The sequence below is a fragment of the Roseinatronobacter thiooxidans genome (assembly GCF_001870675.1).
In the GTDB taxonomy this organism is placed as follows: domain Bacteria; phylum Pseudomonadota; class Alphaproteobacteria; order Rhodobacterales; family Rhodobacteraceae; genus Roseinatronobacter; species Roseinatronobacter thiooxidans.
Genome location: NZ_MEHT01000005.1, coordinates 86086 through 97887, shown reverse-complemented (window position 1 = coordinate 97887; position 11802 = coordinate 86086). Strand labels below are relative to the sequence as shown.

The window sequence follows — 11802 nt, the reverse complement described above, 5'->3', positions numbered from 1 at the left end:
ACACCCGACGCAGCACATAAAAGGGGCGATAATGGCAACGCCGATGATTGAAATTCTGAATGGCCCCAATCTGAACCTGCTGGGCCAGCGCCAGCCAGAGATTTATGGCCATGAGACGCTGGACGATGTCGCGCGCGCCTGTGGGCAGCTTGCGCAGGAACTGGGGTTGCAGACCCAGTGCAGGCAATCCAACCACGAAGGTGCGCTGGTGGACATGATCCACGACGCGCGCCTTGCCGCGCAGGGGATCATCATAAACCCAGCCGCCTATACCCATACATCAATCGCCATTCTGGACGCTCTCAACACATTCGAGGGGCCAGTGATCGAGGTGCACATCTCCAACATCCACAAGCGCGAGGCGTTTCGCCACCATTCCTATGTCAGCACCCGCGCCGATGCCGTGATCGCAGGTTGCGGCACGCAGGGCTACCTGCTGGCGCTGCGGCATATGGCGCTGTTGCTGGGCTAAGGCCGCGCGCCTTGTAAGACCTATGGAGGGGGTATTCCCCGCTCCGATTGATGCTATGATTCGTCCCATGGTCAAAGCTGCGCGAACGAGTATGTGATGCGTGAAACAATGATTACAATGGATGCGGTCACCATAGAGAGGGGCGAGATGATACTGGTGATCGATGACCACCCGCTATTTTGCGAAGCCCTGCAAATGACCTTGTCCGATGCGCTGGGCCTGTCACAGGTAGAGACGCGCAGCTCGCTTGGGGCAGCATTGGAGGCATTTCGTGGTGGGCTGGAAGTAGATACCATCGTGCTGGACCTCAACCTGCCCGATGTCGCGGGGCTTGATGGTCTGGCGCGCCTGCGCAATGCCGCGCCGGGCGTTCCTGTCATTGTCGTCTCGTCCATGTCCGAAGACCGGATCATCACAGCCGTGCTGCATGCAGGCGCGGCAGGGTTTGTTCCCAAACACAGCCCCCGCGAAGAATTTGTCGCGGCCATCCGCGCGGTGTCGCAGGGCGGCAGCTATCTGCCGCGCGATTACACGCCCCCCGCAACCGATGCCCACCCCGACGCCGAGCGCGATGTCATTGACCGCCTGTCGGAACTGACCCCGCAACAGGGCCGGATTCTGGCGCTGGTCTGCGAAGGGTATCTGAACAAGCAAATCGCCTTCGAGTTGTCGATCAGCGAAACCACGGTCAAAGCGCATGTCACGGCGATTTTGCGCAAACTTGGCGCGCAAAGCCGGACTCAGGCGGTGCGGATTGCCAATTCCGCCAGCTATGCCGAAATTCTGCGCAAACCCTGAACCGGCCAAACCCTTTGCGCAATCTGCAAAACCTGCGCTAGACTGGTTTGGTTGCCCTTGCAGGCAGCAGTCCCGCTGATGGCCATAGGGAGGGGTGCCAGATGCTGCGGTCCAAAGCCTTTATCACGCGTGCGCAATCCGCCGATCCGGACACAGCGCGCGCCGCCGCCGACGTGCTGGGCCAGCTTGCGGGCCAAGAGCTTGCGCTGATAATTCTGTTTGTAGGCGACGGGCATGATCTGCCCGTGCTAGAGCGCGCGCTTGCCACGGTTGCTGCGACAACACAGATCATCGGCTGCACCACCGCAGGCGAGATTGCCGCAGGCGGGTATCTGGAAGGGCAGATTGTGGCGCTGGGCCTGCCGCGCAGCCTGTTTCGCGTGGCGACAGGGTGCCTTGGCGATTTGCGCCGCTTCACCCCGGAAGCCGCGCGCGATCTGGCCTTTGAGTTGCGCGCCGAAGTCACGTTTTCCACCGCAGATTGGGCCAATGAAGTGGCCTTTTTGCTGACAGATGGCCTGTCCCTGATGGAAGATCAGCTTGTCTGGGCCTTGTCCGAGGCCTTGGGCCAAAGCCCGCTTGTCGGCGGCTCGGCGGGCGATGGGTTGCGCTTTGGCAAGACATTTGTGCTGCATGCGGGCAAGTTCATGACCGATGCCGCCGTGCTGGCGGTGCTGCGCACGCCTTGCCGCATCACGGCGTTCCGGTTTGACCATCTGGAACCCACCGACCAGCGCATGGTGGTGACAGATGCCTGCCCCGCGCAACGTCTGGTGCGCGAAATCAACGGCATGGCCGCCGGGCCGGAATATGCGCGCATCCTTGGCAAAGACCCGCAGCAACTTTCACCCTTTATTTTTGCGGCCAATCCGGTTGTGTCCAAGATCGGGGATGAGCATCATGTTCTGGCAATCCAGCGGGTGGAACCCGATGGCACGCTGCGTTTTTTCTCTGCAATCGAGACGGGCCTTGTGCTGCGCCTTGCGCAAAGCACGGATCTGGGCGCGCATCTGGAACGCGAACTGTCCCGCATTGCGCCAAAAGGGGAAACCCCCACGATTCTGGCCTGCGATTGCATCCTGCGCCGGCTAGAGGCCGAAAACACCCAGTCGCGCCACAAAATATCGCATATTCTGGACAAATATGGCGTCACCGGCTTCAATACCTATGGCGAGCAGTTCAACCTTGTGCATGTGAACCAGACATTTACCGGACTGGCCTTTTATCCGCCCGATGACGATACCGATGCAATGGAAGTGTCCGCGTTCCTGCCCCGCCAGACCGGAGCGCCCGAGAATGCTTGAAACCATCCTGACAGACGGGCTGACCCCAGAGGAAGAAAATGCCCGCCTGCGCGCCGTTGTGCTGGCATTGATGGACAGATCAGAGCGCGCGCAAAGCTCTGGCCGACCGATGGGCCAACTTAGCCATGTTGTGGCGCTGGAACAGCAAATCCGCACCCGCACCCGTGATCTGGCCGAAACACTCGACCGCTTGCGCGTGGCCAATGCCCGCCTGTCGCAGGCCGAACGCGATGCGGTGAATGCACGCAACAATCTGGCCGATGCGCTGGAAGCGATGGGCGAAGGCTTCGCCATGTTTGACGCGACAGACACGCTGACCATGTGGAATTCGCGCTTTTGTGCCGACCTGCCCGATGTGCGCCGCCGGATCGGGCCGGGGCTGTCTTTTCGGGATTATGTGCGCATCGTCTCCGACAGCCCCGCGCTGAACCTGCCCGATATGCAGGCCCGCCAAAGATGGGTCGCCCAGCGGATGGACAGCCACCGCAAACGCGATGTGAATTTCATTGTGCCCTTGGTCGAGGATCATTGGCTTCAGGTCAGCGAACAGCGCATGGCCTCTGGCGGCACCGCTGTTACCCAGACAGATGTGACAGGCATGGTGCGCAATGAACGCATCGAGCATGCGAAACTGCTGGATGAACAGGCGCAAATGGTGCGCGCCACGCTGGATCATATTGACCAGGGCGTGATGATCTTTGACGCGAAAGCCCGCCTTGCAGGCTGGAACCGGCGCCTGAGGGAGTTGTTTTCCCCGCCTGTGGACCTGCTTGCCACCGGTACCCCCTTTACCGCGCTGCTCAACAACCTGATGCGGCGCAGGCAGTTGGGGCGCGGCAATATTCGTGCGGCGCTGACCGATTGGGTCAATGGTCCCCCGTTCCGCCCGCCCCTGACGCTGGAAATCGTGCAAGATGAGGGCAGCGTGCTGGAACTGACCGCGCAGGCCATGCCCGACCGTGGCTTTGTGATGTCCTTCACCGACATGACCAAGGAACGCCGCGCGATTGCAGAAATGCACCGCCTGAATGAAACGCTGGAAGCACGCGTGCGCGCCCGCACGGTCGAGCTGGAATCCGCCCGCGACGAGGCAGAGCGCGCGAATGCCACGAAATCCCGGTTTGTGGCCTCGGCCAGCCATGACTTGTTGCAACCGTTGAATGCGGCAAAGCTGTTTCTTGCCTCGCTCTCGGCGATGGACCAACAGCCCGCGCAGGCACGGCTGACCGAACGGATTACCAGCGCCTTCGGGTCGGTCGAGCAGATATTGGGCGCGCTTCTCGACATCTCGAAATTCGACATCGGGGCTGCGCGCGCGAAACCCGAAACCCTTGCGCTGGCCCCTCTGCTGGACAGGCTGCGCGAAGAATTCACGCCTGTGGCACAGGCGCGCGGGTTGCAGCTGCGGGTGATGCCTTGCCGCGCCCATGTGACCAGTGACCAGATTTACCTGAAGCGGATCTTGCAAAACCTGCTGTCCAACGCGATCCGCTACACCGACCGGGGGCGCGTGACGCTTGGTGTGCGCCGCCGTGGTGGCGTTTTGCGCATCGAGGTGTGGGACACCGGGCCGGGCATTCCAGAAGACAAGCAGACCGATATTTTCAAGGAATTCACGCGGCTGGACCCGACAGGCAGTGACGGGGGTATGGGGCTGGGGCTGGCGATTGTGGAACAGGCCTGTGCGCTGTTGCACCATCCGCTGACGCTGCGCTCGGTGCTTGGGCGCGGGACGATGTTCAGCGTCACTGTACCCAAAGTCAGCGCGCCCGCAGATGACCCCACAGCCCGCCCCGCGCCAGAGCCGCGCGGCGCTTTGGATGACCTGCTGGTTCTGGTGGTCGAGAATGACGCCGATGTGCGCAGCGCCATGATGGGTGTGCTGGAAGATTGGGGGGCCAGCCCGATAGAGGCCACCACCCTGTCAGAGGCCCAAACCCAGATCGCAGAACTTGGGGTGCCGCCAGATGTGATTCTTGCGGATTACCAGCTGGATGGCGGGGAAACCGGACTGGCCCTGATCGGCGCGTTGCGCGCGCAATACGGGCCGCTTCCGGCGGTGCTGATCACGGCCAACCATAGCCCCGATCTGATCACACAGGCCGAAGATTCCGGCATCTTGTTATTGACCAAGCCCTTGGGCCTGCGCCGCCTGCGCCGCCTGTTGCAGCAAGTGCCGCTCTATGCGCGCGACGGCGATGGGGCGGGGGCGCAGCCTGCGGCACGGGGCGATCACAGCTACTGGCTGCGCGACCCCGCGCATGAGGATTAGGGCGTGCAACAGGGCACGAGATGGCGCGTTGAGCCCATAGCGGACTTCACGTTGAGTCGGCGTCATTTTTCTGAATATGTATGTAGTTGGCCTTCACACCAAGTTCGGCCTGCAAACTATTTTGTAGCGCATCAAGTAGCTCAAAATGCTGTATGCTAATCGATTCTATTTGACGCAAGAGTTTAGTAGCCTCAGCATCTAGTAGCTGAACCTCTCTAATGAGTGGGTCGATTTCTTCTATTGAAATTTCAAACACACCACGGCGAAGTATATCCTCCTGTGGTAATCCAAATTTTCTTAGCAACCCCCGTATAGCAGCACTAAGTTCTCTGTATCTGCCCTCTATAAAAGCGGCTTCACGCCAAATTGTGATTGCCCTTTCCTTAAGGTCTCGGGGCAAAATCCTCATTAAAAATGCAAGCTCTTCAGGTTTCGAAAAGTCTAACTTTATATTATCTGAAATAGGCTGGAATTCAATGATCCAGCGGAACTGAACTGGAAGTAACTTCAAGGATTCAGTTGCATAAATCTTATCTCTAGGGGCGGATATGGTTTTCGACATGATGAATAGCGTATGCCAATTTGTGGTTAAACGAATTTGGACTACGGTTGCAATATCAGCGGATTTTTCATGTATTTCCTTTGTCCTAATGTATATTGTAGTAAGCAACGATATAGATGCACCAAGAAAAACACCGAAAATTGTTGTTGAGAATACGTCAAGAGTAGAAAAATCAAAAAAAGAAGTGCCTAGGTAAACAAATAATGTGATCATGCAGCCAAAAAAAATACCTAAGGCAAAAACGCCATTTTTGAAATTCGCAAACACGTATTGCCTCCGATGCTACTTAATTTTTAAGGTAGCATCATCTATGGTTCCATCCAAGGCAGAATACCTTGAATGAATAGCTTTAATTTTGCTCAAGTGAAACGGCCTTCAAGGCATGAGAGCAAGCAATCTCAACTGTCCCCATTGTCCCGCAAAGCAGCCATCCCCCCTTACGCCTCGGATGCTATGTCTGAAATGCCGCGAACTAGCGGAATGCCACGGCCTTTTGCGGCATACCCGCGAGATAGGTTTGCACAACCGCGCGGTCATCGCCCATGATCTGAAGGGTGAACAATTCATCCATCAGGTTGCGCGCACGCTCCATGCGCAGGGCCATTGCGGGGGTGGCGCGGGCATCCAGCACGACCAGATCCGCCTCGGTGCCGACCTCCAGCGTGCCAATCCGGTCTTGCAGCCCCAAGACAGCAGCATTGCCGCGCGTAATCCAGTGAAACGCGCGGTAGGGGTGCAGGCGCTGGCGTTGCAGTTGCAGCACCTTATAGCCTTCGGACAGGGTTTGGAGCATGGAATAACTGGTGCCGCCACCAATATCGCTGGCAATGGCGTTGGTCAGACCGGCGGCGCGCAATTTCGCGTCGTCAAACAGGCCAGAGCCTAAGTAAAGGTTAGAGGTGGGGCAGAACACAGGCTTCGCGCCTGCCTCGGCCAATGCGCCGATTTCGCGGTCCGACAAATGGATCGCATGGCCCAGCAGGCTGTTTTCGCGCAACATCCCGTAGCGGGCGTAGATATCGGTGTAATCCACCGCATCGGGGTAGAGCTGGCACGATAGCGCGATTTCGGCGTGGTTCTCGCTCAGATGGGTCTGGATGTAGCAGTCCGGGTGCTCTGCCGCCAAGGCTTGCGCGGCCTCCATCTGCGCAGGGGTCGAGGTGATGGCAAAGCGCGGGGTGATCGCATAGGATAGCCGCCCGCGCCCATGCCAGCGGGTGATCAGCGCCTTGCTGTCATCATAGCTTGATTGCGCGGTGTCGCACAGCGCATCTGGCGCGTTGCGGTCCATCATGACCTTGCCGGTGATCAGGCGCATATCGCGCCTATGCGCCTCGGCGAACAGCGCCTCGGCCGATGTGGCATGGACAGAGCTATAGGCGACTGCGGTCGTCGTGCCATGCGCGCTCAGCATGTCCAGAAACGCGCGCGCCATTGTCGCGCAGAGGGCTGGGTCGCTATAGCGGGTTTCTTCGGGGAAAGTGTAGTCGTTCAGCCAGTCCAGCAATTCGGCGGCCCATGACGCGATGACCTGGGTTTGCGGGAAATGCAGATGGGTGTCGATGAAACCGGGCATGACCAGATGCGGGCGGTGGTCGATGATGCGCGCGCCTGTCGCATCGATCCGGTCAAATGCGTCAAAGGCGCGGATCAGGCCCCCTTCTATTAAAAGCCCGCCATCTTCGATATAGCGAAAGCTGGCGGTGTCATCGGGGGTTTGGGGTTCGCGCTCGAAACTCAGCAGTCGCGCGCGGATAATCTCTTTGGTCATGAAACTGCTTTCAGTGGTGCGCGGCAGAGGCCCCGGCCTGCGCCGGGGCTGCGTTGCGCAGGGTGGTAAAGATTTCCTGCACTGTCATCAAGGCGATCACTTCGGGGCGCTTGTCGCCCAGACCCGCCGCGCCGATGGGGCAGATCAGGGCCTCTGTCGCCACGCCGCCTGTGTCGCGCGCAAAGCGTTCAAACCGCGCGCGTTTGGTGGCCGATCCGATCAGCCCGACATAGGCGGCATCGCCGCGGCGCAGGGCGGCCAAGGTCAGCAGGAAATCCAGTCCGTGGTCATGGGTTGTGACGACATAGGCGCTGGCGTGGGGGGCGCTGGCGATTTCGGCCTCTGGCAGCGGCGTCAGGCGGGTGTCTGCGCCCCTTGGTGCAAGTGCCAGTTCGGTTGCGCGCGTATCAACAAGGATCACGCGCCACGGCAGGGTCAGGGCGACGCGGGCCAGCGCGCGGCCCACATGGCCTGCGCCAAGGATCAGCAGATGGGGCAGGGCGGCGCTGTCCAGCCGGTCGAGATGGGTGCTGCGCTGGCCCTCGCCAAGGCGGGCCAGTTCCACAGTGACGCGCCCGCCGCAGCATTGGCCGATTTCCGGCCCCAGCGCGATGTGCAGCGTGTCGCGCATCTCGCCCGCCGCCAGCATCTCGCGCGCGCGGTGCAACGCCTGCCATTCGGCCTGACCACCGCCAATCGTGCCGGCAACCGCGCTGGCCGTGACGAACATCTCGGCCCCCACCTCGCGCGGGCTGGAGCCTTGTACGCGACTGATGCGGGCATGAATGACCGATGCGCCGCCTGTCAGGATGTCGCGCGCGCCCCTCATCCGCGCAACCGCTCCACCGCCATCAGCACGCGTTCGGGCGTGGCGGGCGCGTCCAGCCTTGGGCATTCGCGGTAATCGGCAACCGAGGCGACGGCCATGCCAATGGCTTCAAACACGGAAATCGGCAGCATAAAGGGCGGCTCGCCCACGGCTTTGGAGCGTTTGATCGTGGGTTTCACATTTTCCGACCAATCCGCCAGTGTGACGTTGAAAATGCGCGGGCGGTCGGAGGCGAGGGGGATTTTATAGGTGGAAGGCGCATGAGTCTTTAATCGACCCTGATCGTCCCACGCCAGTTCTTCAGAGGTCAGCCAGCCCATGCCCTGCACAAAGGCCCCCTCGACCTGCCCCAGATCCAGCGCAGGGTTCAGGGATTTGCCCACATCATGCAGGATATCGGCACGGTCCACGCGCGTCTCGCCCGTTAGCGTGTCGATGCTGACTTCGGAACAGGCCGCGCCATAGGCGAAGTAATAGAATGGCTGGCCCTTGCCTGCCGCGCGGTCCCAATAGATTTCGGGGGTCTTGTAAAACCCCGCCGCCGAAAGCTGGACGCGGGCCATATAGGCGGCATGGATGAACTCGCTAAAGCCCATCATCTGCGGCCCCACTGCCACGCGCCCCGGCAGGAATTGCACGGCATCCGTCCCCACACCCCAATGGCGCGCGGCGAAGTCCACCAGCCGCGCCTTGATCTGCTCGCAGGCGTCAAGGGCCGCCATCCCGTTCAGATCGGTGCCGGAACTGGCGGCGGTGGCAGAGGTGTTGGGCACTTTCTCGGTCGTGGTTTTGGTGATTTTGATGCGGTCAATATCCACCTGAAACGCCTCTGCCACCACTTGGGCCACTTTGGTATAGAGGCCCTGACCCATTTCCGTGCCGCCGTGGTTCAGGTGGATCGAGCCGTCATTATAGACATGCACCAAGGCACCGGCCTGATTGTACCATGTCGCGGTGAAGCTGATACCGAACTTGACCGGCGTCAGCGCAATGCCCTTGCGGATGATCCCGCCTTTGGCGTTCCAGTCCAGCACAGCGCGGCGGCGCGCGCGGTAATCGGCGGTGGTTTCCAACTCCTCGACCAGCCGCAACAGAATGTTATCTTCCACACGCTGGTGATAGGGGGTTATGTCGCTGCCCGCACGGTAGAAATTGGCCTTGCGAATATCCAGCGGGTCGCGCCCCAGCGTGTAGGCGATTTCCTCGATCATGCGTTCTGCCGCGATCACGCCTTGCGGGCCGCCAAAGCCGCGAAAGGCGGTGTTGGAGACAGTGTTGGTCTTGATCGGGCGCGATTGCAGCCGCACATGGGGGTAGAAATAGGCATTGTCTGCATGGAACAGCGCGCGGTCGGTGACAGGGCCGGACAGGTCTGCCGACCAGCCGCAGCGCGCGGCAAACAGCCCGTCCACAGCCAGAATGCGGCCCTGATCGTCAAAGCCGAAATCGTAGTCGATGCGGAAATCATGGCGCTTGCCGGTGATTTCCATATCCTGATCGCGGTCGGGGCGCAGTTTGACCGCGCGGCCCAGTTTCTTGGCGGCAATCGCGGCGATGACGCAAAACAGGTTCATCTGGGTTTCTTTGCCACCAAAGCCGCCACCCATGCGGCGCACATTGATGACCACAGCATTCGCAGGCACGCCCAACGCATGGGCGACCATATGCTGCGCCTCACTCGGGTGCTGGGTGGAGGCGAAAAGCGACACCTCGTCATCTTCGCCCGGAATGGCCAGCGCGATTTGCCCTTCCAGATACATATGATCCTGCCCGCCCACGCGCATACGGCCCCTAATCCGGTGCGGGGCAGCAGACAGCGCGGGCGCGACATCGCCGCGTTCCAGCTTCAAGGGCGCGGTGACATCGGGGTAGCCTGCATCCTCGGCCGCGTCGATATCGGTGGCATGGGGCAGGGGGGCGTAGTCGATTTTGGCCAGCGCGCAGGCGCGGCGGGCCTGATCGCGCGTCTCGGCCACGACGGCGAAAACCGGCTGGCCGTGATATTGCACCAGAGCTTCGGTGAAGATCGGCTCATCCATCAGCCCTGTGGGCGATACGTCATTGCGGCCCGGAATATCGGCGGCGGTCAGCACGGCCACCACACCGGGGGCGGCGCGCACTGCAGACACGTCCAGCGCCGTGATATGCCCATGGGCAATGCTTGCCCCGCCGATATAGGCATGAAGCGTGCCCATCGGTTCGGTGATGTCGTCCGTATATTCGGCGCGTCCCGTCACATGTTTGATGGCGCTGTCATGGATCAGGCTGTCATGGGCCGCGCCCTTGATGCGGGGGTCGTCTTTCATAACACATCCTCCAGCGTGGCGGGGGTGCCTTGGGCTTCGTGCCAGAAGCGGGTGAACAGGTTTTGCGCGGCACGCATGCGGTAATCCGCACTGGCGCGCATGTCTGACAGCGGCGTGAAATCCTGCGGCAGGGTGTTCGCGGCGGCTTGCAGTGTGCCCAGTGTAAAGGGCTGGCCCGTCAAGGCGGCTTCGGCATGGTGCGCGCGTTTGGGGGTTGCGGCCATGCCGCCAAAGGCCATGCGGGCGGCGGTGATGGTGCCACCCACAACGGTGATGCTGAAACCGGCGGCAACGGCAGAGATATCCTCATCGCGGCGTTTCGATAGCTTATAGGCGGCATGCAGGGTGTCGGGCGCGGGTTTGGGCAGGATGATGGTTTCCACAAATTCACCCGCCGCGCGGTCTTGCTTGCCGTAATCCAGAAAGAAATCCTCCAAGGGCATCTCGCGCCGTTTGTCGCCGTGACGCAAGACCAGCCTTGCGCCAAGCGCGATGAACGGGGGCGGCGTGTCACCTATGGGAGAGCCATTGGCGATATTGCCGCCCAGCGTGCCCATGGCGCGCACTTGCCAGCCTGCGATGCGGTCCCAATAGCGGGCCATATGCGGGAAATGCGCCAGCAGGGGGGCGCGGGCTTGCTCATAGCTGACCATCGCGCCGATATGCAGGGCGTCATCCGTCTCGGTCACCGCGCGCAGATCGTCCAGATGGCTGATGAACACTGCCAGCGGCAGATCGCGCAGGAATTTTGTGACCCATAGGCCCACATCCGTGGCCCCTGCGATAATGCGCGCGTCGGGGTGGTCTTGCAGCACACGCGCCAGATCATCGACCGATGCAGGCAAAATTGCGCGGCTGTCGCCCTTGGCGATATCCACCCGCACGCCGTCTTGCCAGTCGCGCAGGGTTGCGCCGACCTGTGCGCGTTCTTCCATCAGCGGGTCAGTGGTGCCATAGTCGCCCATCGCCAATGCCGCGCGGATAATCGGCGCATAGCCGGTGCAGCGGCACAAATTGCCTTGCAAGGCGCACTCGATCTGCGGCTCGGTTGGGTGGGGGTGTTCCATCCACAGGGCATAAAGCGCCATCACAATGCCCGGTGTGCAAAAGCCGCATTGGCTGCCATGGTGGTCCACCATGGCGCGTTGCACAGGGTGCAAGCCGCCATCTGTGCCGCGCAAATGCTCGATCGTGACAACATGGCAGCCATCGACCGTGGCCAGCGGGCGGATGCAGGCATTCACCGGCTCGTACACCAGCCCATTCGCGCCAATCCGGCCCACCAGCACTGTGCAGGCCCCGCAATCGCCCTCGGCGCAGCCCTCTTTCGTGCCGCGCAAGGATTGGTCCAGCCGCAGATGGTCCAGCAGCATATCGGTTGCCGCCACCGCAGACAGGGTGACAGTGCGATCATTCAGCAGAAATCGAAGTGTGCGCCGCAGAGCCATCGGGACTGTCCTTGTTTGCATATGATCCTAACATAGGAAA

General features: G+C 60.9%; 9 protein-coding genes. 4 read left to right on the top strand and 5 right to left on the bottom strand.

Annotated features, from left to right (window positions below; genetic code table 11):
• Window positions 1-31: 31 nt before the first annotated feature.
• The 4 genes from aroQ (at window position 32) to BG455_RS02600 (ending at window position 4846) form a co-directional block, all read left to right on the top strand.
• Entirely contained in the window at window positions 32-472 is a 441-nt protein-coding gene (aroQ, locus tag BG455_RS02615; RefSeq protein ID WP_084386100.1) for a type II 3-dehydroquinate dehydratase, read from the top strand.
• Window positions 473-568: 96 nt separating this feature from the next.
• Window positions 569-1270, top strand: a complete 702-nt coding sequence (locus tag BG455_RS02610; protein WP_084386099.1) for a response regulator — start codon at window positions 569-571, stop codon at window positions 1268-1270.
• 101 nt (window positions 1271-1371) lie between these two features.
• The gene (locus BG455_RS02605; RefSeq protein WP_071468410.1) at window positions 1372-2574 is read left to right on the top strand and encodes an FIST N-terminal domain-containing protein; all 1203 of its coding nucleotides are present in this window, start codon (window positions 1372-1374) and stop codon (window positions 2572-2574) included.
• Window positions 2567-4846 (top strand): PAS-domain containing protein, encoded by a 2280-nt coding sequence (locus BG455_RS02600; protein WP_071468409.1) that lies wholly within the window; start codon window positions 2567-2569, stop codon window positions 4844-4846. Before BG455_RS02605 ends, BG455_RS02600 begins: the two co-directional genes overlap by 8 nt.
• A 46-nt stretch (window positions 4847-4892) precedes the next feature.
• On the opposite strand, the gene BG455_RS02595 is transcribed toward BG455_RS02600, so the two are convergent.
• The 5 genes from BG455_RS02595 to xdhA form a co-directional block, all read right to left on the bottom strand.
• Window positions 4893-5675, bottom strand: a complete 783-nt coding sequence (locus BG455_RS02595; protein WP_143079866.1) for a hypothetical protein — start codon at window positions 5673-5675, stop codon at window positions 4893-4895.
• Between the two features lie 205 nt (window positions 5676-5880).
• On the bottom strand, window positions 5881-7179 hold the full coding sequence (guaD, locus tag BG455_RS02590; RefSeq protein ID WP_071468407.1) for a guanine deaminase: 1299 nt from the start codon (window positions 7177-7179) through the stop codon (window positions 5881-5883).
• A 10-nt stretch (window positions 7180-7189) separates the two neighbouring features.
• A complete protein-coding gene (gene xdhC, locus BG455_RS02585; RefSeq protein ID WP_071468406.1) occupies window positions 7190-8008 on the bottom strand; it encodes a xanthine dehydrogenase accessory protein XdhC in 819 nt (272 codons plus the stop codon).
• Window positions 8005-10314, bottom strand: a complete 2310-nt coding sequence (gene xdhB / locus BG455_RS02580; RefSeq protein ID WP_071468405.1) for a xanthine dehydrogenase molybdopterin binding subunit — start codon at window positions 10312-10314, stop codon at window positions 8005-8007. Before xdhB ends, xdhC begins: the two co-directional genes overlap by 4 nt.
• Complete coding sequence (gene xdhA, locus BG455_RS02575; protein WP_071468404.1) at window positions 10311-11762, bottom strand: xanthine dehydrogenase small subunit; 1452 nt, start codon at window positions 11760-11762, stop codon at window positions 10311-10313. The genes xdhB and xdhA overlap by 4 nt, the downstream gene beginning before the upstream one ends.
• Between the last annotated feature and the right edge of the window lie 40 nt (window positions 11763-11802).

Bases quoted from the DNA above. Each gene is read 5' to 3' on its own strand.
- xdhA (WP_071468404.1), bottom strand. From the start codon at position 11,762: ATGGCTCTGCGGCGCACACTTCGATTTCTGCTGAATGATCGCACTGTC.
- aroQ (WP_084386100.1), top strand. From the start codon at position 32: ATGGCAACGCCGATGATTGAAATTCTGAATGGCCCCAATCTGAACCTG.
- xdhC (WP_071468406.1), bottom strand. From the start codon at position 8,008: ATGAGGGGCGCGCGCGACATCCTGACAGGCGGCGCATCGGTCATTCAT.
- guaD (WP_071468407.1), bottom strand. From the start codon at position 7,179: ATGACCAAAGAGATTATCCGCGCGCGACTGCTGAGTTTCGAGCGCGAA.
- BG455_RS02600 (WP_071468409.1), top strand. From the start codon at position 2,567: ATGCTTGAAACCATCCTGACAGACGGGCTGACCCCAGAGGAAGAAAAT.
- BG455_RS02605 (WP_071468410.1), top strand. From the start codon at position 1,372: ATGCTGCGGTCCAAAGCCTTTATCACGCGTGCGCAATCCGCCGATCCG.
- xdhB (WP_071468405.1), bottom strand. From the start codon at position 10,314: ATGAAAGACGACCCCCGCATCAAGGGCGCGGCCCATGACAGCCTGATC.
- BG455_RS02610 (WP_084386099.1), top strand. From the start codon at position 569: ATGCGTGAAACAATGATTACAATGGATGCGGTCACCATAGAGAGGGGC.